The sequence below is a fragment of the Mycobacterium colombiense genome (assembly GCF_001953985.1).
GTDB lineage: Bacteria > Actinomycetota > Actinomycetes > Mycobacteriales > Mycobacteriaceae > Mycobacterium > Mycobacterium colombiense_B.
Map to the genome: position 1 here is coordinate 25,473 of NZ_MBEI01000062.1, position 19,264 is coordinate 44,736.

Sequence of the window (19,264 nt, forward strand, 5' to 3'; positions counted from 1 at the left end):
AGGTCATGAGAATCACCGCCCGCCCGATTCGCAGCATGGCCGCGCTGCTGGCCCTGTGTACCGCCGTCGGGATGCCCGCGGCGGGCGCCGATGCCACGCTGCCCGCGATGACCTCCAGCGGCGCCGGGCCGATCATCGGCGGCGGCTCGGCCGCCGCGCAGGGAATCTCGCAGCAGCTCTTCAGCTTTGGCAACCCCAACGTGGTCCAGGAGGTGGACGGCTCGGACGCGGCGCAATTCATCACGGCCGCGGCCGGGACCGCCAACCAGCAGCTCGCGGGTCCCTTCTCGCTGCTGCGCCGGGCGTTGACCTGCCAGACCGACAACGCCGGATTCGGCGCCCGAGCCTATCGGCGCAACGACGGGCAGTGGGGCGGCGCTATGTTGGTCGCGGCCAAGAGCGCTACCCCGAACGTCGACAGCCTGGTCGCCTGCGCCAAGACCAACTGGCGCAGAACGGCAGCCGGCGGTGAAGCCGCGATGTGCGACAACGGCTGGACGACCCCCACCTCCTACGAAAGCCGCCGTGGCGAGACCTATTACATCCTGCTCGCCGGCACCGCCGCCGACTTCTGCAGCCAACTCAACGCCAAGTACAAGAGCGACGCCAACGCGTGGCCCTTCTAGGCCGAGTTGAGGTGCCGCCGAGCGGCCGGTGAAACCAATTGCCCGCTTGACGGTTTCGCCGCGGCATCGCCGCCGCCGATTTGGTCGCCGATTTGAATTCATATCCGGCTGGCGCACATCGCCGCCTTGCAGCGGGAAATTAGCGTCCCAATATAGCCGCGCCGACTTAGCCGCGCAGGATATTTCCATTTCTTACCGGCGCACGATTTGCTGGAATTCCATTCGCGCCGAGTCGGCCGCATCCGGCCGGCGATCTCGACTGATCCGTTTGACGAACCGGACGGCGATCTTCGCGAAATCCCTTATCTACGAGTCGTTGAGCACGTAAGCTAACCGGCGTCGGGCATCAGACAATCGTCTCCCAGACGAAGGGGGTTCTTATGTCACGTCGTACCGGCAAAATTGTCCTCGCCTTGGTCATCGCCCTCGCAGCACCAATGACCTCGGCGTGCACGGTTCCGCTCGTTATCGATTGCGGACCCGGTTTGACCTGCACCGGCGGATAGCAGTGCAGTAACCGAAGGGGCCGCAAAGTAATCAGCGGTTTTTCTTCGGATATACCTTCGCGTATAGCGAAGTCCAACAGGTGACCGGCCGGAGCCGCGACAAGGGTCGCCGATCCAGCGCGACTCCGGCCGGGATCCTGCATCACACAAGGTATTTCGGTCGCCTTGGCGCGCGCACCCACGAGAAGTGCCGAGACCCGACTCCTTGCAACGGCTTTCGCATGCGGTGCCCCCTGGGCCGCTTGCGGTTGCCGCGCGCGGCGCTCCGGTATTCGAAGGATTGCCTCGCCTTTCTCCCGGGTGGCGTCGTACGGTGGACATGCGCTGGGAAGATTGATCCCCAGGCCCACGCGTGCAGAAGGGACAGGCATGTCGCGCCATCGTGTCGTCATCATCGGAAGCGGCTTCGGCGGACTGTCCGCGGCCAAGGCGCTCAGGCGCGCCGACGTCGATATCACCGTGATCTCGAGAACGACTACGCACCTGTTCCAGCCGCTGCTGTATCAGGTGGCCACCGGAATCCTGTCCGAGGGCGACATCGCGCCGACCACCCGACTCATCCTGCGCCGCCAGCAGAACGTGCGGGTGCTGTGGGGCGACGTCTCGGCCATCGACCTCGCCGCGAAGACGGTCAAATCCCACCTGATGGGCATGGACACGGTGACGCCGTACGACAGCCTGATCGTGGCCGCCGGCGCGCAGCAGTCCTATTTCGGCCACGACGAGTACGCCGCCTTCGCGCCCGGGATGAAGAGCATCGACGACGCCCTGGAACTGCGGGGCCGCATCCTCGGCGCGTTCGAGGCCGCCGAGGTCGCCATCGATCCGGCCGAGCGCAAACGCCGGTTGACCTTCGTGGTGGTCGGGGCCGGGCCCACTGGCGTCGAGCTGGCGGGCGAGATCGTCCAACTGGCCGAGCGCACCCTGGCCGGGGCATTCCGGACGATCACCCCCAGCGAATGCCGCGTCATCCTGCTGGACGCGGCGCCCGCGGTGCTGCCGCCGATGGGTCCCAAGCTCGGCCTCAAGGCGCAGCGGCGGCTGGAGAAGATGGACGTCGAGGTCCAGCTCAACGCGATGGTGTCCGCGGTCGACTACATGGGCATCACGATCAAGGAGAAGGACGGCAGCGAACGCCGCATCGAATGCGCGTGCAAGGTCTGGGCGGCCGGGGTGCAAGCCAGCTCGCTGGGCGCGATGATCGCCGAGCAGTCCGACGGAACCGAAACCGACCGCGCCGGAAGGGTGATCGTCGAACCCGACCTCACCGTCAAGGGACACCCGTACGTCTTCGTGGTCGGCGACCTGATGTCGGTGCCCGGCGTTCCGGGCATGGCGCAGGGCGCGATCCAGGGCGCCAAATACGCGGCCACCCTCATCAAGCAGGCCGTCAAGGGACACGACAATCCGGCCGAACGCAAGCCGTTCAAGTACGTCAACAAGGGCAGCATGGCCCTGATATCCCGCTACAGCGCCGTCGCGCAGGTCGGCAAGGTGGAGTTCGCCGGATTCGTCGCCTGGCTGGCGTGGCTGCTGCTGCACCTGTACTACCTGATCGGCCACCGCAACCGCATCGCCGCCATGTTCGCCTGGGGCATCTCGTTCCTGGGCCGCACCCGCGGCCAGATGGCCATCACCAGCCAGATGATCTACGCCCGGCCGGTCGTGGACTGGCTGGAGCGCCAGGCGCAGGACGGCACCCTGGCTGCGGCCGAGCACGTCGACTCGGCCGAGAAACAGGCCGGCTAGCTCAGCGCCCGATCGATGTCGGCGATCAGATCGTCGGTGCCTTCCAGCCCGACGGAGATGCGCACCACGCCGTCACCGAGCCCGATCGCCGCGCGACCCTCCGGGCCCATGGCCCGGTGCGTGGTGGTCGCGGGATGCGTGACAAGGGATTTGGCGTCGCCGAGATTGTTCGAGATGTCGATCAGCTGCAGCTTGTCCAGCACCTCGAAGGCGCGCCCCTTGGCCGCGCTGTCCGGGCAGTCGAGCGCGAAGGTGATCACCGTTCCCCCGCCGGACATCTGGCGCTTGGCCAGGTCGTATTGCGGGTGCGAGGACAGGTACGGGTAGCGGACCCAGCTCACCGCCGGATGGCTCTCCAAGAATTCGGCGATCCGGAAGGCCGAGGAATTGCTGTGCTCCACCCGGACCGCCAGCGTCTCAAGCCCTTTCACCAGCACCCAGGCATTGAACGCGCTCATCGCCGGGCCGGTGTGCCGCATCAGCTTCTGCACGGGGCCGTCGATGTACTCCTTGTCGCCCAGGATGGCCCCGCCGAGCACCCGGCCCTGACCGTCGATGTGCTTGGTTCCGGAGTACACCACCACGTCGACCCCGAGCGGAATGCCCTGCTGCAGCAGCGGTGTGGCAAAGACGTTGTCCAGCACCACTTTTGCACCCGCGGGGTGGGCAAGTTCGCACACCGTGGCGATGTCCACCAGTGACTGCATCGGATTCGACGGCGTCTCGAAGAACACCGCCGTGGTGGGCACCGACAACGCCTGTTCCCACTGCGCCAGGTCGTCGCCGTCGACGAAGACGGTTTCGACACCCCAGCGCGGCAGGATCTCGTTGCACACCACGAAGCACGAGCCGAACAGGCTGCGCGAGGCGACCAGCCGGTCCCCCGCACCCAGCAGCGCACCCAGCGAGGTGAACACCGCGGCCATGCCGCTCGCGGTGGCGAAGGCCGCAGGCGCCCCTTCGAGCAGGCGCAGCCGCTCCTCGAACATCGTCACTGTCGGGTTGCCGTAGCGCGAGTAGACGAAGTGGTCCACCTCGCCGGTGAACGACTGCTCCGCAATCGCCGCCGTCTCGTAGACGTAGCCCGACGTCAGATACATCGCCTCGGCGGTCTCGTCGAATCCCGACCGCAACAGCCCGCCGCGCACGCCGATGGTCGCCTGGCTGACTCCCTCAGGCAGCGCCGCGGGCGTGCGAACGGAGTCGTCGTCGGCTGGGGTCATCGCCGGTTCAGCCCTGTTTCCAGGGCAATCCAATGGCGCGCCAGCCCGTCTCACCCCGGTGGCCGTTGGCGTCGAGCTGGCCCTCGAAGCCGTCCAGGATGTTGTAGGCCGGCGTGATGCCGAGCTCGGTGGCAACCTCGGCGGCGCCGATGGAACGGTTTCCGGAGCGACACAGGAACAGCACCGGCCGCTGCGCGTCGCCTTCGGCCGGCGCCACCTGCTCGCGCAGCTGGTCGCCGAAGTTCGCGTTGTGCCGTCCGTCGGACGAATTCCACTCCAGGAACAACACCTCACGGCCGAGGCTGGACAGATCGGGCACACCGACGAACCGCCATTCGGCGTCGGTCCGCACGTCGACCAGCACGGCGTTGGGGTTGTCGCTGAGCAGCTTCCATGCCTCCAGGGGAGAGATGTCCCCGGCGTAGGAGTGTGCGCGATCTGTGCTCATGCTCGTATTCCCTCGTTGTGCTCGTTGTCAGCCACACTATCCGCGCCGAGCGGCCCGCCTGCAGGGGGCTCTGACCATTGCAGACTTAGGAACGCTCGGCGTGAGCGGCGACCCAAGCGTCGACTTGTGTCCACGTTCGTTCGAGCCAGGGGCCCATTCGAGCGGGCGGCGGAATACGACCGGCCGGCAACACAACCGTGCGGATGAGCAATTGCCGATGTATGGGTAGCTGCCACCAGGGTCGGGCCCGCCCGTCGGCGCAGAATCCGTTATGGGTCACCAGCAGAATGTTGGCTTTCGGGGCGCCCGCCACTGCTGCGGCCACGCCGCCACTGCGCGGTGGCAGCGTGTGGGATTGCCGCAACGCACGCCGAGCCGCGCGGAAGCCGCGGGTGGCGCGGAGTTGGGTGATCGCGTCGCGCCATCGCGGCCAACTGAAATTGGCACCCTCGGGGAACAGCAGCATCGCCTGGCCGCCGACAAGCGATTTAGCCAGATCGCGGATTTGTCTGCGCGCGCGGTCGCCGCGACCGAGAAAGCACAGGCCTCCCAGTTCGCCGGCGAAGTCGAGTACGGGCTCACACTGAAGGATGGCTTTGAGCACGATCCTCAGCTGCAGCCGGTATTCGATTACGAGCAGCCACGCCACCAGCACGCTGTCTCCCGGACCGCAATGGCGTGACAGCACGATGAGCGGCTGATCGCGCGGGAGGTCGTCCGGAGTCGTCGAGGCGGGGTCGAGGACGACCTCCACATCGAGAATTTTGCGCGCCACGGCATAAACGAAAGTGAGGATGCCCTCCATGAGTTGGTCGCAATCCCGGTTTCCACCTAAAAGCTTTGCGAGCGTGCGCAGTTCGATGAGGGCGTACGCCAGCAGTGCACCGACCGTGCGCGGGAGTCGACTCGACCGGGTAAGCAGGCCCGTGATGCCTGCGGTGGCCAGCAGCAGCGGCCCCGACAACAAGATGGCAACCATCAAGATGGTCACTAATGGCACCGTGAACGCGCGACGTAGCCACCTCATAGCCGCGCCTTGAGGTAGTCGCGCGTTGCGTCATAAGCGAGTTCGGCTCGTCCTGCGATCCGGCGGGTATCACGGTAGCGCAGGTTCGACCACGTCGCGGGGGACCGCTGGGGCAACCCGGTCGGAAGCACGTGGACCGCCACTTCCGATCCCACTCGTTCGAGATCGCTGAGAAACCGATGGCGCCGCGAGATCTCGAAGGCGACGAATGCGACCTCCCACAAAAATCGTGGTGCGGTGAGATCTTCCTCCAAGCGCCCCACGTGCAAGACCCACACGGTGTCCGCGCCGCGGGCGACCGCCCTGCCCAGCGGGATGCTGTTCACGAGGCCGCCGTCGAGAAAGTGCTCATCGCCGATACGCACCGGCGGGAAGACGCCGGGCAGCGCGCACGACGCGAGCACGGGCTCGACCAATTCGCCGCTGTCGAACCAGTGCTCACGGGCACGTTCGATACTGGCCGCCACGCACTCGAACGGCACGGCGAGATCCTCGAATGTTCCCGCCGGGAGGTGGTCCTGCAGCGTCCGGCGGAGAGCGCCATTGCCATGCAGCGCCGTTCTGCGGCTCACCAGGCCGGCGATCCGGCCGACGAGCGAACCGTCGAACATGTCGGTCCGGCCGAGTGCCTCCCACATCTCCAATAAGCGTTGCGCACCCTCCGGTGTCGGGTCCGCGGCGATGGCCGCACCGTTGATCGCGCCAACCGACGTGCCGCACACTAACTCTGGCTGCACTCCCGCCTCCAGCAGTGCGCGCGCCATGCCGACTTCGGCGGCGCCGAGCATGCCGCCCCCGCCCAGCACGAACGCGTGGAACGTCATCCACCAGGTATACCCACTCAACCGCTGCACATTCCGCTGCGGTCTCCTGCCCGGGCGTGCTCGACGGGGACTATCGCCGGCGATACGGCGCGGTGTCGAATCAATTGGGCTTCAAGGAGTATGAGGTGATTCATTGCTGACTGGTGTCTGACTTCGTCTGGTACGCGACCCGTAGCCGTTGTTCGGGCCGCTGGGCTTCCGCCCGCAGGGCGTCGGTGTAGTAGGTCTTATCGGCCTCGGTGAGGGGAGGCTGGACGATGCTTCGGGGCCATAGGTGTCGCGCGCGAACGGCGTCGACCTCCATCGCGTAAACGATGACGGTTGCCTGAAGCGCGAGCCAAGCCAGGAGCCCCAGAACCACTCCGAACATCCCGGCGACCGCCTGAGCGTGACGAAGTTGGTGGGTGACGATGACCCCGGCCGCGGTGAGCAGGACCTGCCACCCCAATGCACTGATCGCAGCGCCGAAGATCATCGAACGGGTCGACACCTGGCCGGCCGCCGCAACCCGGAAGAGGATGAGGAAGAAGCCGAAACCCAACGCCGTCCCGACGCCGAGGCTGACGATGCGCGCCGGCAGGCCACCAAAACCGAGCGATGCGGCGATCCCCGCGGCGGTGCTGGCAGCACCGGTGACCGCCACGATGAGGCCCAGCAGCAAGAGCAGCCCGACGGTCCTCGCGTAGCGAGGGAAGAAGCCGGGCCGGTCGGCTTTGGGCACGGCCCACACCGTGTTGAGGGTCTTCTGCAAGGCATGGGCGAACCCCCGGCCCCCGATCAGGGCCCCACCGATCCCGATGACCAACGACGGCAATGTGCCGCTGAGATGTTCCACCCCGAGCTGATCGTGAATCTGGCCGCCGATGATGGGAAATTCAGCGAGCGCCGAACTGACGGCCTTCTGATGCAACCCGGGATGGCTGCGCAACGTCACCCCGAGCACCGCGCTGAACGCCAACAGGAGAGGAAACGTCGCAAGAAAGGAGTTATAAGCCAGCAGGGACACGAGGTGTCCGGCTTCGTCGTCGCCGAATTTCTTGATTACCGCGATCGGGAACCCGACGACGGTGTGCCGCTGTTGCCAGCGGTCAAACCGACGAACGATCCGCTCGGCCGGATTTGTAGCGGTATCGCTCATCGTTCATCCCTCGCCGTCCCACCACCCTTCGCAGTGGGATACCCGAGAACCCAACGCTTGCACCAACTATGAGCCGCTCGGTGTGACCGCAGCGAGCGACAGATTTGGAACGATTGCCTGGTAGACAGACGTTAAATAGCGCTCGCGGCGGGTATTCCTCTTTCCTGTAAGGAGAGTCAACATGCGAGTGTTGAATGGATTACTGGGAACGGTGTTAGGCATCCTCACAGCTGTGCTCGGCGTGGTGTTAGGGATCCTTGCGGCGGTGGTCTGGCTCGTCGGCTTGGTGCTGTGCGTGACAGTCCTTCTGATTCCGCTTGGGATACCGGTCATGAAGCTCGGCGGCCGCCTTTTCGCTCTTGCCGGTAATCTGATGCATACCCCGTAACACTATGCACGGGAACGCGTTTGCGTCGTTGACGCGCGCGCGGATCCGATTCTGCGACGAAGTCCTTCTCGTCTCTGCGGCTTAACAGGCTAGCGGCGAGGCGGCCAGCTTCCCTGCGGTCATTCGAATTGACACCCCAGCCATCTCCGAAGGCGGCCGCGCGGTGCGGCCATCTGGCCCCGAACGCGTTTGCTGGTCAAGACGATCTAATCGCCGATTGATTGGTTCCGCGCGATATGTCCGCGGTTGTGGGGCAGGCAAATTCAACGCGCTTGTCGGGTTCGAAGGCGGCGTCGTATCGAAGTTGCAAGAGATAACTCGGGACGGCAGCGGTGTCGCTCTGTTGCGAACCGCCCGCAAATTGGCTCCCGCACGGTCGGGCCCTACGCACAATGGCTGCACCAAAACCCAGGCGCGAGCGACAACTCACGCATCGGTGGCATGACTGATGGTTTTTCCGCCGCAAGTCCTCCGAGCGGGCAATGAACAGGAGCGGGCTTACTGCTTAATGGCTCCTGTATTTACGATCGCTGCAGCGCCGCGTGAGATGCACTGCAGCAGAGCATCTTTGGGTACTTTCGTACGAAAGGGTCGAGGAATCTGGGGCGATTCAGCCGGCGATCCTTAACTAAACGCACGCACAATAGGGCGCCATTCGTTGTTGGCCGCACGACGCCTTCTACAAGTGACCGAGGTGACAGTGGGCTGAGTCGGCGATGCGGTTCTAGCTCCATCGGTTCCCGCGCCCGCCGGCAACGTTAGTTCGCCATCTCTCGATTGCCCGTTCATTGGCAGTGGCTGTCCGTGTGCGAAATTGCGGAATTGCCGACCAAGCACAAAAAAGTGTATAAATTCAATTAAATGGAAGTCAAATAGCGCTTCCGCAAAAGACGTAAATCAAGTTATGTAAGGGCGTTAGCTACGCTGCCGCATGTATACCAACCCTTCGGGCAGCAATAGCTGAGTGAGCTGATTCTATGTCTTAATACATTGTCCGGCAACTGTATCCGCGGCGGCAGTGCAGTCCAAGCGGATTGCTAGGCAGGAGCTCGCGCGGGACCGGAAAAAACCTCGGCAAAATCCGTGCAGTGCGATTAACGGCTCCACGGCGGGGGTAAACGCCGGTAAGCATCGGTGGAAAACCTCGGAAGGGTTCAGGGGCGCTCCCCCAATATTTCATGCCGGATGCGGTGAATAAATGAACCGGCACAAGGAGAGTACGACATGGCGAACGGAGCGAAAGTCGCGCTGGCGGTCGGAGCGGGATACCTCTTGGGCAGGACCCGCAAGGGCCGACTCGCGCTGATGCTCGCGGCTGCAGGGATAACGGGCAAATTTCCTGCTCGGCCGGGCGACCTCGTAGCGCACGGGCTCAAGTCCCTCGGCGGGACGGCCGAGTTGGGTCAGTTGAGAGAGCAACTGCGCGGTGACGTGTTGGGAGCCGCCCGGTCGGCTGCGCTCACTGCCGTGACCCATCAGGTCGATTCGCTGAACGATCGCCTGCAAGGTGTCACCTCGGCGGTTGGTGCGGACGAGGTGCTCGATGATGTCGGAGGCACCGTCGGCGACACCCTCAATCTGGGTGGTCGACCGCGGCGAACGCGGCCTGATGAAGACGAGTATCTCGACGAGGACCTCGATGAGGACGCGGCCTACGAGGAACCGGCGGACGACGTGGACGAAGAACCGCTCGATGTCGACGAAGCGGACGACGACATCGATGAGGACGAAGACCTCACCGCGACCGACATCGATGATGAGGAGGCGGAGGAGGAAATGCTCCAGCCACCGGTAACCCGGCGTCGAGCGACTCGTCGGGCCCCCGCGCCGCGAGCCTCGGTACGGCGCTCGTCACGAGCGGCTTCACCGGAAGAACAGTCCGTCAGGGTCGCGAGTCGCCGGCGTGCGCCGGCAGCGACGACGCGTTCAACCGCGCGACGAGGACGGTGAAAACCAATGACGCGCACTGCTAAAGGAACGATAAGGCAGCCGGGTCGCGGCAAGCAAACGGCTGAAACGGACCCCGCATCGGGACAACTACAGGCTTCGCTGCAACAGCTTGCCGGCACCTTCACCGATCGGGCCGTGTCCTCGATATCGGGCCGCCTGAGCGGAGCGACCGAGCGCCTGACCGACTATGCGCAAAACGGTGGCGGAAGCGGGCTGCTGTCCGCGGTCACCGGCGTGGATGATCTGACCACCCCGGTCAAGACTGCGGTCAAAGCAGGTTTGAGCAGCGCCGGTGGGAAAGTCACGGACACTGTCAAGAACGCTGCCGGGTCACTGTTCGGCGGAAAAGGCAAGGGCGGCAAGAAGTCCAAGATCACCAACATCGTCGAGCACATCGACGTCGGTGCGCCCATAGACCTGGTATACGACCAGTGGACCCAGTTCGCCGACTTTCCGAAGTACATGAAGAAGCTGGAACAAGTCGAACAGAAATCCGACGAGAAGCTGCGGTGGAAGGCGCAGGTTTTCTGGTCGCACCGTAGCTGGGAGTCGACAATCACCGAGCAGGTTCCCAACGAGCGCATCGTGTGGCGGTCGAAGGGCGACAAAGGGTACCTCGACGGCGCGGTCACCTTCCACGAACTCGCGCGGAACCTCACCCGCGTGGTCGTTGTCCTGGAATACCACCCGCAAGGGTTCTTCGAGAAGACCGGCAACATATGGCGGGCACAAGGCCGGCGAATCCGGTTGGAGCTGAAGAACTTCCAGCGCGAAGTGATGATGCAGGCGGTGCTCCACCCCGACGAAGTCGAGGGATGGCATGGCGAAATCCGCGACGGTGAAGTCGTAGACGACGGACAACAGGCAGAAGACAGACAAAGCCGAACCGCTTCGCGTCCGAAGCGACGGCGAGCGACCGACCAAAGTCGCACATCCAAGCCCACTAACACCGGCCGTACGAGCGGGACGGCGAGCTCCAGTCGCCGTCGCGTCCCGGCCAAAGGGGGGAGACAAGCATGACAACCGCAATCCAGCCGGCGGGCGGCCCGAGTGGTCCGGGTGGACCGAGTTCGAGCAGCCTGGCCGACGTGATGGACACAATCCTGGACAAGGGTCTCGTCATCGACGCCTACGTCCGCGTCTCACTCGTGGGCATCGAGTTGCTGACCGTCGACGCACGCGTCGTCATCGCGAGCGTGGATACCTACCTGCGATTCGCCGAGGCGGTCAACCGGCTCGACATCCCCCAAGAAGATCCCAAAGCGGGCCTGCCCGAACTGGTGGACGATGTCACGTCCGGAGCGGCCAAGAGCAAGACAGAGGGTGTGCTCGAGGCCGCGGGCGAGAAGCTCGGCGGTCTGCTCAACCCAGACAAGCCGCAACGGAAGAAAGCGACTCGGGTCCGAAGCCAGCGGGAGGACCGATGACCACCTCACAAGCCGACAGCGCGGTATACGTGTACGGGATCGTTCCGGGCGACGTCGAAGTCGAAAAGTCCGCTCAGGGCATCGGCGACCCACCGGCACCGGTCGATGTCGTCCACGAAGGCGACATCGCGGCCCTAGTCAGCGTCATCGCCGTCGATCACGCGCTCGGTACACCCGAGGATCTGCAAGCACACGCAAAGCTGCTGGACGGCACCGCGGGCGTCGCGCCCGTCCTGCCGTTGCGGTTCGGCGCGGTGATGACGGACCAGGATGCCGTCGCCGAAGAGCTCCTGCGCGAGCATCATGACGAATTCGCCCAGGCGCTCAAAGCCCTTGAGGGTCAAGCGGAATACATCGTGAAGGGCCGCTACGACGAGCAAGCCTTTCTTGCCCGGCTGCTATCGGAGAACGACGAGGCGCGGCAGCTGGCTGACGACATACGCGGTAAGTCCGAAGACGCGTCCCGGAATTCGCGGATCGCGCTAGGCGAGCTCATCGCGAATGCCATTGAGGCGATGCGCAATGCAGACACCAACACGGTGATCGACGAGATCGAGGGAATCGCCAGCCAGGTCAACCCACGCGAACCTACGCACGAATGGGATGCGGCGCACGTCGCGGTTCTATGCGAAGTCGAACGTCAAGCCGAGCTGGAAGAGGTCGTGAAAAGGATGAACGAAAATGCCGGTGGGCTAATGAAGTTGCGGTTGCTTGGTCCGGTGGCGGCGTACGACTTCGTCGTCACGGCCAAAGCGGCGGGCTGAGCGATGGGGCTGTTCACCGGCCTCGTGCTGCTACCGCTGGCTCCGGTCCGCGGCGTCGTGAAGGTTGCGGAAGTCATTCAGCGGCAGGTGGAACAGGAACTGCACAACCCCGCCCGCACCCGCCGGCAACTCGAAGAACTCGAGGAAGCGCGCGAGCGCGGCGATATTTCGCCCGACGAGGAAACCGAGCTTCAAAAGGAGATCCTGCAGACGAGAGTCAAGCCGGGGGCACCCGAGCCCCCACCTCCTGAGGAGGACTGACAACCATGACGCAGCGCGCCCGGGCACGATCACCACGCGACCGCGACGGCGACGAGCCATCGTTGACGGCTCGTGACGCCGTCGACCTCGCTCGGGAGATCATCACCGAAATCACCGATGGAGAACCGGTCAGAATCACTTCAGCGGCCCCCACCGACGACGGCGGCTGGGTCGTCGAGGTCGAAACCGTCGAGGACAGGCGCATCCCGTCGTCCGCGGACATGCTGGCGCTGTATGAGATCGAGCTCGATCCCAGCGGAGAAATGCTGGCCTATCAAAGAACTCGACGCTATATGCGCGGCCAGACGGACAGAGGAGGTACGACGGAGTGACGATCTCCCCTGGCAACGATTTCTCGCCCGTGCAACAGGCGTCTAGCTCGGCGCTGTCCAGTCCACAGTCGACCAACCTCGGCGACATCCTGGAGCGGGTGCTGGATACCGGCATCGTCATCGCCGGCGACATCCGGGTCAATCTGCTCGACATCGAGCTCCTGACCATCAAGCTGCGGCTTGTGGTGGCGTCGTTGGAGACGGCTAAGGAAGCCGGAATCAATTGGTGGGAGAACGATCCCTGGCTGACCGGCAAGTCATCGCAATTGGAGCTTGAGAACGAACGGCTGCGCGAACGCATCGAAGAGCTCGAGAACGGGAGTGGTCGGCGGCGTGCGGTGACAGACCGAGCCGCGGAGTACGGGGATGTCGACTGAAGGTGTCTGGGCATATGCGGTCGTCCGCGCTGAAGCGGCGGAGCAGGGCTTCGCCGGTCTCCACGGCGTCGCGGGTGAACCCGTACGGGCGGTGAGGGGTTCCGGTCTAGCAGCTGTCGTGGGAACCGTCGGACTTGGTGAGTTCGGTGAGGAACCGTTGCGCCGGAACCTCGAGGACCTGGACTGGTTGGCCACCACGGCACGTGCCCACGACGCTGTCATCTCTGCGATCGCACGACGCGGTCCTGTTGTTCCGATGCGGATGGCGACGGTGTTCCTCGACGACAGTCGGGTTCGCGAGATGCTCGCATCCAGGCATGACGACTTCGTTGCCGGTTTGGACCGAGTCACGTCGCGTGAAGAGCTCGGCGTCAAAGCGTATGCCGACGCCAAAGTACTCACCGGCGAGGCCGAATCCGGCGATCGTCCGGGTGAGAAACTCTCGGGCACAGCGTATTTGATGCGGCGACGCCGCGCACTCGCCTCGCAGGACGATGCGTTTCGCCTTGCGGCCGAACATGCCGCACGCATTCATGCCGGACTGCTGGAGCGTGCGGTCGACGGAAAACGGAGGCCTGCAAGCGATCACCGCCTCTCCGGACGAGAGGCGTGGACGGTGCTGAACGGTACGTATCTGGTTGAGCGGGATGACGTCCAAGCATTCAGAGCCGCCGTTGCGGCGATCGACAGGAACACCCCGGGCATCGAACTGGAGATCACCGGTCCATGGCCGCCGTATTCGTTTGCCGGCGATGTGGGCGGCTATGCCTGAGGCGCTGCCCGCGGACAACAACCGAGAGGTCGCCCTGGTCGACCTGCTTGATCGCGTGCTCGCCGGTGGGGTGGTGATAAGCGGCGATATCACCCTGGCCATTGCAGACGTGGACTTGGTCGTCATCTCGCTGCGCGCTCTGGTCTCATCAATTGGTTCGCTGCTGCCCACCGACGGGTTGGTCGACGGCGGTGCTGGATGAACGAACCGGAATATCCGGCGCATCGGACAGACGTCAACACCACGCGCCAGCGCATAAGCGCTGACCCCGAGTCGGTGGAGCGCGGTTTGGTGAGCCTGGTGCTCACTCTGGTGGAGTTGCTTCGTCAACTGATGGAACGCCAGGCCATTCGTCGGGTTGACCGCGGCGGTTTGACGGACGAGCAGATCGAGCGCATCGGCACAACGTTGATGCTGTTGGAAGAGAAGATGACCGAGTTGCGCGAACATTTCGGTCTCGAACCTGAGGACCTCAACATCGACCTCGGTCCGCTCGGCCCGCTGCTTCCGAGAGACCAGTGAAAGGCGAGCCCGGCTGACACGTCAGCCGGGCTCGTGAAGGGCGACCGTCAACGTCTCAGGATGCCGGACCGCCTTCGTCCAAATGCTGCAGCGACGATGGCGACACCAACCGCCGCAACGACGACCTGAACCAGCAGCTCCAGCCAATCAATTCCCTTGGTATCCGTGGGAATACCCATCGCGCGAGCCAGCGCCGTGCCGACGAACGCAGCACCAATGCCGACCAGGATCGTCAGCCAAATGGGGATGTGTTGTTTGCCTGGAACAACGAGCCGTCCAAGTGCGCCGATCACCAGGCCGATCAGTATTGCGCTGATGATGCCGTGGATTGCCATGCCGTCCTCCCGCCAGTGATATGAGCTGTGAATCACATACCCCCAACGGCAGCAACTAAACTCACGCCCAATATCAACGCGGCGCCTGGTTGACCGACGGCTTTATTAAGGGGCGGCCGGCTCGGTTCCCGGCGTGCGTGAGTCCCGGATGTTCAAGGCGGCCGCCACTTGGCCGGCGCGCTCGCGGGCGGCCGCCACCTCCGGCGCGGTCGCCAACGCCCGGAAGCCGCGCCCGAGCACCCTCAGGTCACTTTCGGGCACGCTGAGCGCGCCGGTCAGCGCGGCGGGGTCGTGGGAGTCGACCGGGTCGATGGCACGGGCGGCGGCCGGCGACACCATCATGGTGTCCACCGGCAGGCCGAGGATGGTGCGGGCCTGCAGTTCGAACGCCGAGAGCCGTTGGCTGCGCAGCGTCACCCAGGCGCTGTCGGTCGGGCGTGACGTGACGTCGGCGAAGTACACCTCGTCACCGTTGATCATCAATTCGACCGCGAAGACGCCGCGCCCGCCCAGCGCCTTGACGATCCGCGCGGCGATCGACTTCGCGGCGTCCGTGGCCGCCGCGCTCATCTTCTGCGGTTGCCAGGATTCCAGCACCTGCCCGCCGGAGCCGCGATGACCGATGGGCGAACAGAATTCGATCGCCGGCCCGCCCGGGCCTTCGCTGCGCACCGCCAGCAGCGTGACGTAGAACTCGACCTCGACCACGGTTTCGGCCAGCACCCGCGGCTGTCCGGGGCCTACGTGGGCGCCGATCGCGCGTTGCCACGCCGGCCCGAGGTCTTCGCGCCGCGCCACCACCGACTGTCCCGGCCCGGTCGGCCCGGCCACCGGCTTGACCAACAGCGGGTACCCGGCGTGCGCGCCCACCGCCTCGAGCTCGCCCAGCGAGCCGGCGAACCAAAACGGCGCGGTGGGCAACCCCAACTCGTCGGCGGCCAACCGCCGCAGGCCCTCGCGGTCCGCGCTGAGCCGCACGGCGCGGGCGCTGGGCACCAGCTCCGTGTGGTTGGCGCCCGATCCGGTGGCCAGGGCGTCGAGGGCCCCGGCGGCGACGGTGTCGGTCGCGGTCACCACGAAGTCGGGTTGCAGCCGCTGCAGCGCCGCGGACAGCTCGGCGGCGTCGGTCATCGGGAGCACCAGGGCCTGGTCGGCGACCCCGTGCGCGGGTGCGTGCGGGTGCGCATCGACGGCGATCACCCGGGCTCCGAGGCGCCCCAGGTCGATCGCCAGCTCCCGGCTGATCTCGCCTGAACCCAGCAGAACCACCGTCGGCCTGCCGTCGGAGGGGGTGTCCGGCTGGGCTTCGGCGCGCGCGGGAGGTTGCTGGGGCACGACGAGCGCCGTCGTTTCGTCGTCCCGTCCGTCGGTCACGCCGTCAGTCACGGCTCAAGGATAGGTCGGTTCCGCACGTGTCCATCCAGCCTCAGGGCTGGCCTGGGAGTAACTGCACCATCAGGCCGTTGGCCTCCGCCAGCAGCGCGCCTTCGGCGTCGACCAGTTCCGCGGACACGAACGCTTTGCGCCCCTCGGTGCCGGTGACCCGTCCGCGCACCACCAACGGCGCGTCGATCGGGGTGATCTTGCGGTAGTCGACGTGCAGGAACGCCGTGCGGCTGATCGGCCGGTTCGAGGCGTGCGACACCATCCCGAACATGTGGTCGAACAACAGCGGCAGCACGCCGCCGTGCACCGCATAGTTGCCGCCGACGTGGAACCGGGTGAAGTGGCCGTGCATCTCGCAGCCGTCGGGTTCGTAGCGCGTCAACGTCCACGGCGGCAGCAGCAGGCTGCCCATGCCGGGTAGGCCCGGCGTCCGCCCGGCCGGCGCCCGGCCCTCCACGGCGGCCTGAAACGGGCCCAGCAGCTCCGTCAGCGCCGCGACGCGGTCGGCCGCGTCGTCCCACATGGCGTCGTCGGGGTCGGCCGACACCGCGAGGTCCTGCAGCCGGCGCATGGCCGCCACGAACCGGCCGAAGCCGGGCCCGGGGTTGGCCACCCCGTATTCGGGAAAGCCGCCGTGATGTTCGTATTCGGGATCGAGGTCTTTGGGATCCTGGGCGGCCTCCGTCACGGACGGGCCGCCAGGACGTCGCGGCGCACGATGGTCTGTTCGCGCCCGGGTCCCACGCCGATGCATGAAATGTGCGCTCCGGCAAGCTCTTCCAGCCGCAGCACATAGTCGCGCGCCTTGGCGGGCAGGTCGTCGAAGTCCCGGGCGTGCGAGATGTCCTCCCACCAGCCGGGCAGCTCTTCGTAGATCGGTTCGGCGCGCGCCAGATCGCTCTGCGTCATCGGCATCTCGTGGATGCGGGCCCCGTCGATCTGGTAGCCCACGCACACCGGAACCGTCTCGAGGCTGGACAGCACGTCGAGCTTGGTCAGGAAGAAGTCGGTGATGCCGTTGACCCGGGTGGCGTAGCGGGCGATGACGGCGTCGAACCAGCCGCAGCGGCGGCGCCGGCCGGTGGTGACGCCGAATTCGCCGCCGGTCTTGGACAGGTATTCGCCGTTCTCGTCGAACAGCTCGGTGGGGAACGGGCCCGAGCCGACGCGGGTGGTGTAGGCCTTGAGGATTCCCAGCACCGCGGTGATCCGGGTGGGGCCGATGCCCGAACCCACGGCCGCGCCGCCCGCCGTCGGATTCGACGACGTCACATAGGGATACGTGCCGTGGTCGACGTCGAGCAGGGTGCCCTGCGAGCCTTCCAGCAGCACGGCCTCGCCGGCCTCGAGCGCTTGATTGAGCAGCAGCCGGGTGTCGGCGATGCGGTGCTTGAAGCCCTCGGCCTGCTCCAGCAGGGCGTCGACCACCTGGTGGGGATCCAGCGCCTTGCGGTTGTAGATCTTGACCAGGATCTGGTTCTTCAGCTCCAGCGCGGCTTCGACCTTGTGCGTCAACACTTCCCGATCGAGCACGTCGGCGACCCGGATGCCGATGCGCGCGATCTTGTCCTGATAGCAGGGGCCGATGCCGCGGCCGGTGGTGCCGATCTTCTTGTTCCCCATGTAGCGCTCGGTGACCTTGTCGATGGCCACGTGGTACGGCAACAGCAGGTGCGCGTCGGCGGAGATGAGCAGCTTGGACGTGTCGACGCCGCGGTCTTCGAGTCCCTTGAGCTCGTCCAGCAGCACGCCGGGGTCCACCACCACACCGTTGCCGATGACGTTGGTGACACCGGGCGTGAGCACCCCCGACGGGATCAGGTGCAGCGCGAAGTTCTCCCCGGTGGGCAAGACGACGGTGTGCCCGGCGTTGTTGCCGCCCTGGTAACGCACCACCCACTGAACGCGCCCACCGAGCAAATCGGTGGCCTTACCTTTGCCCTCGTCGCCCCATTGGGCGCCGATGAGGACGATTGCCGGCATGACACGCTCCAACCTGATCTCGCCTGCGTATTGTGGTCCAGCCGGTGACCCACCCTAGCCTGGCGACCATGCGGGCCGCCGATGGCCAGCTGAGGCGCCGGGCAAATCAGCTTAAGCCAGGACGTGGTGAGACCGGCATGAAAGAGCCGGTAAAGGCGGGCGGCGGGTGCCGACCTCACCCGTACGGCGCCGCGACCGGAGCGCCTGCCGGCGCCGTCGGCTTGGCCGCGCACACGCCGGTCCTGGTGGACGCGTCCAGCATGAGGCACAGGCCGTTGGCGCCACCGCCGTTCTTGCGCCCCGACCAACCTGGATGCACCGGTTTCCCGTTCCAGCTGACCAGCGTCCAGCCATCGTGGGGATTGCCCTGGATCTCGACGATGCCGCCGTTGGGCAGGGGATCGAAAAGCAGGAGCAACTGTTCGGGGTTTCTGACGGTCGTCATAGTCCCGATACCGATGTCGAATTCACTGGAGAACGCGACCTCTCTGATCCTGCCGTCGGACGCCCGGACCGGGTTGGCAAGCGCATTGCTGTACATCGTTGTGAGCAGGCCGTTGAAGCCGCTGGCGCTGGTCGCCGCGTTGCCGTACATCGTTTGGAGCGCGCCGTTGAAACGTTTGTGGAACTCGTACCCGTTGGGGTCGGCGGAGCCCGGCGCCAGCATCGGCACGATGCGTAGCCCGAGCAGCCACGCGACGGGCGCCAGGATGTACGCCAGCCCGGCGAGGCTGATCTGCGGCATGCCGTTGAAAATGCCGGCGTCGATCTCGTTGAGCCCCGGCAACACCTGGGGGTTCATGCCCAATGCGGAAGCCAACGGCGCCGCGGTCTGTTGCGTCCTGACCAGCTGCGACGCGAAGATCGCGGCGATCGGGCCCTTCGCCGCGAGGACGCCGGCGACGGTCTGCGCCTGTTGCTGGCCAAGCGCGGTGAGCGATGCTCCGGGCGGCGCCGTGTCGATCAGGCTTGCCGCATTGGCTGTCGACTGCCCATGCCGCACCAAATCGATCACGATCGATTCGTCCGCCGAGGCTGTCGCAGATGCACTGCACAGCAAGACAATCGAAAGCAGCACGGCGCCGGCGCGGCACAGCGGCGTCGTCAGCACCGGACGCGCGTGGGGCCGGCACCCGACGCGAGCAATGCGGTTCGCGCGGTTGACAAGATGGCGGTAAATCGGCGAATGGTAGTTCTCCGTTCCCTCAACCACTCGTGGCGGGATT

The 19,264-nt window shown here is 65.5% G+C and carries 23 protein-coding genes; 13 read left to right on the forward strand and 10 right to left on the reverse strand.

The window, feature by feature from the left end:
• Window positions 1–5: 5 nt before the first annotated feature.
• On the forward strand, window positions 6–626 hold the full coding sequence (locus A5732_RS20315; protein WP_076103131.1) for a hypothetical protein: 621 nt from the start codon (window positions 6–8) through the stop codon (window positions 624–626).
• A gap of 875 nt (window positions 627–1,501) precedes the next feature.
• Window positions 1,502–2,881 carry an NAD(P)/FAD-dependent oxidoreductase gene (locus tag A5732_RS20320; protein WP_076051400.1) on the forward strand — a complete coding sequence of 460 codons (1,380 nt, stop codon included), beginning with the start codon at window positions 1,502–1,504 and terminating at the stop codon, window positions 2,879–2,881.
• Here the strand turns inward: A5732_RS20320 and A5732_RS20325 are convergent.
• From A5732_RS20325 to A5732_RS20345, 5 genes are all read right to left on the reverse strand, one after another.
• Window positions 2,878–4,104, reverse strand: coding sequence for an O-succinylhomoserine sulfhydrylase (locus tag A5732_RS20325; protein ID WP_076103132.1), 1,227 nt, complete (start codon window positions 4,102–4,104; stop codon window positions 2,878–2,880). The genes A5732_RS20320 and A5732_RS20325 overlap by 4 nt on opposite strands.
• A 7-nt stretch (window positions 4,105–4,111) precedes the next feature.
• Window positions 4,112–4,552, reverse strand: coding sequence for a rhodanese-like domain-containing protein (locus tag A5732_RS20330; protein ID WP_064954639.1), 441 nt, complete (start codon window positions 4,550–4,552; stop codon window positions 4,112–4,114).
• Between the two features lie 85 nt (window positions 4,553–4,637).
• Entirely contained in the window at window positions 4,638–5,519 is an 882-nt protein-coding gene (locus A5732_RS20335) for a 1-acyl-sn-glycerol-3-phosphate acyltransferase (RefSeq protein WP_253189091.1), read from the reverse strand.
• 56 nt (window positions 5,520–5,575) lie between these two features.
• The gene (locus tag A5732_RS20340; protein WP_065057037.1) at window positions 5,576–6,403 is read right to left on the reverse strand and encodes a patatin-like phospholipase family protein; all 828 of its coding nucleotides are present in this window, start codon (window positions 6,401–6,403) and stop codon (window positions 5,576–5,578) included.
• A 130-nt stretch (window positions 6,404–6,533) separates the two neighbouring features.
• Complete coding sequence (locus tag A5732_RS20345) at window positions 6,534–7,541, reverse strand: YihY/virulence factor BrkB family protein (protein ID WP_076051403.1); 1,008 nt, start codon at window positions 7,539–7,541, stop codon at window positions 6,534–6,536.
• A 181-nt stretch (window positions 7,542–7,722) separates the two neighbouring features.
• Here A5732_RS20345 and A5732_RS20350 point away from each other — a divergent pair, with 181 nt between their 5' ends.
• The 11 genes from A5732_RS20350 to A5732_RS20400 all read left to right on the forward strand — a co-directional run bounded on the left by A5732_RS20350 (window position 7,723) and on the right by A5732_RS20400 (window position 14,334).
• Complete coding sequence (locus A5732_RS20350; RefSeq protein WP_064954635.1) at window positions 7,723–7,929, forward strand: hypothetical protein; 207 nt, start codon at window positions 7,723–7,725, stop codon at window positions 7,927–7,929.
• Between the two features lie 1,224 nt (window positions 7,930–9,153).
• Complete coding sequence (locus A5732_RS27125) at window positions 9,154–9,879, forward strand: hypothetical protein (protein ID WP_076051404.1); 726 nt, start codon at window positions 9,154–9,156, stop codon at window positions 9,877–9,879.
• A 6-nt stretch (window positions 9,880–9,885) separates the two neighbouring features.
• On the forward strand, window positions 9,886–10,899 hold the full coding sequence (locus A5732_RS20360; protein ID WP_081396063.1) for an SRPBCC family protein: 1,014 nt from the start codon (window positions 9,886–9,888) through the stop codon (window positions 10,897–10,899).
• Complete coding sequence (gene gvpJ, locus A5732_RS20365) at window positions 10,896–11,306, forward strand: gas vesicle protein GvpJ (RefSeq protein WP_064954633.1); 411 nt, start codon at window positions 10,896–10,898, stop codon at window positions 11,304–11,306. Before A5732_RS20360 ends, gvpJ begins: the two co-directional genes overlap by 4 nt.
• Window positions 11,303–12,070 carry a GvpL/GvpF family gas vesicle protein gene (locus A5732_RS20370; protein WP_076103134.1) on the forward strand — a complete coding sequence of 256 codons (768 nt, stop codon included), beginning with the start codon at window positions 11,303–11,305 and terminating at the stop codon, window positions 12,068–12,070. Before gvpJ ends, A5732_RS20370 begins: the two co-directional genes overlap by 4 nt.
• A gap of 3 nt (window positions 12,071–12,073) precedes the next feature.
• A complete protein-coding gene (locus A5732_RS20375) occupies window positions 12,074–12,331 on the forward strand; it encodes a gas vesicle protein GvpG (RefSeq protein ID WP_076051406.1) in 258 nt (85 codons plus the stop codon).
• 5 nt (window positions 12,332–12,336) lie between these two features.
• Window positions 12,337–12,663, forward strand: coding sequence for a gas vesicle protein GvpO (gvpO, locus tag A5732_RS20380; RefSeq protein ID WP_076051407.1), 327 nt, complete (start codon window positions 12,337–12,339; stop codon window positions 12,661–12,663).
• Complete coding sequence (locus tag A5732_RS20385) at window positions 12,660–13,040, forward strand: gas vesicle protein (RefSeq protein ID WP_076051408.1); 381 nt, start codon at window positions 12,660–12,662, stop codon at window positions 13,038–13,040. Before gvpO ends, A5732_RS20385 begins: the two co-directional genes overlap by 4 nt.
• Window positions 13,030–13,812, forward strand: a complete 783-nt coding sequence (locus A5732_RS20390; RefSeq protein ID WP_076051409.1) for a GvpL/GvpF family gas vesicle protein — start codon at window positions 13,030–13,032, stop codon at window positions 13,810–13,812. Before A5732_RS20385 ends, A5732_RS20390 begins: the two co-directional genes overlap by 11 nt.
• Window positions 13,805–14,014 (forward strand): gas vesicle protein, encoded by a 210-nt coding sequence (locus A5732_RS20395; protein WP_064954627.1) that lies wholly within the window; start codon window positions 13,805–13,807, stop codon window positions 14,012–14,014. The genes A5732_RS20390 and A5732_RS20395 overlap by 8 nt, the downstream gene beginning before the upstream one ends.
• Entirely contained in the window at window positions 14,011–14,334 is a 324-nt protein-coding gene (locus tag A5732_RS20400; RefSeq protein WP_076103135.1) for a gas vesicle protein K, read from the forward strand. Before A5732_RS20395 ends, A5732_RS20400 begins: the two co-directional genes overlap by 4 nt.
• A 47-nt stretch (window positions 14,335–14,381) precedes the next feature.
• Here the strand turns inward: A5732_RS20400 and A5732_RS20405 are convergent, their stop codons facing one another.
• The 5 genes from A5732_RS20405 to A5732_RS20425 all read right to left on the reverse strand — a co-directional run bounded on the left by A5732_RS20405 (window position 14,382) and on the right by A5732_RS20425 (window position 19,149).
• Complete coding sequence (locus A5732_RS20405; RefSeq protein WP_076051446.1) at window positions 14,382–14,669, reverse strand: GlsB/YeaQ/YmgE family stress response membrane protein; 288 nt, start codon at window positions 14,667–14,669, stop codon at window positions 14,382–14,384.
• 105 nt (window positions 14,670–14,774) lie between these two features.
• Window positions 14,775–16,055, reverse strand: coding sequence for a formate-dependent phosphoribosylglycinamide formyltransferase (gene purT, locus A5732_RS20410; RefSeq protein WP_076051410.1), 1,281 nt, complete (start codon window positions 16,053–16,055; stop codon window positions 14,775–14,777).
• 40 nt (window positions 16,056–16,095) lie between these two features.
• Window positions 16,096–16,743: a PaaI family thioesterase gene (locus A5732_RS20415; RefSeq protein WP_076103136.1), complete on the reverse strand. Its 648-nt coding sequence runs from the start codon at window positions 16,741–16,743 to the stop codon at window positions 16,096–16,098.
• On the reverse strand, window positions 16,740–18,038 hold the full coding sequence (locus A5732_RS20420; protein WP_064954622.1) for an adenylosuccinate synthase: 1,299 nt from the start codon (window positions 18,036–18,038) through the stop codon (window positions 16,740–16,742). The genes A5732_RS20415 and A5732_RS20420 overlap by 4 nt, the downstream gene beginning before the upstream one ends.
• A 175-nt stretch (window positions 18,039–18,213) precedes the next feature.
• Entirely contained in the window at window positions 18,214–19,149 is a 936-nt protein-coding gene (locus A5732_RS20425) for a histidine phosphatase family protein (protein WP_171975060.1), read from the reverse strand.
• Window positions 19,150–19,264: the final 115 nt, after the last annotated feature.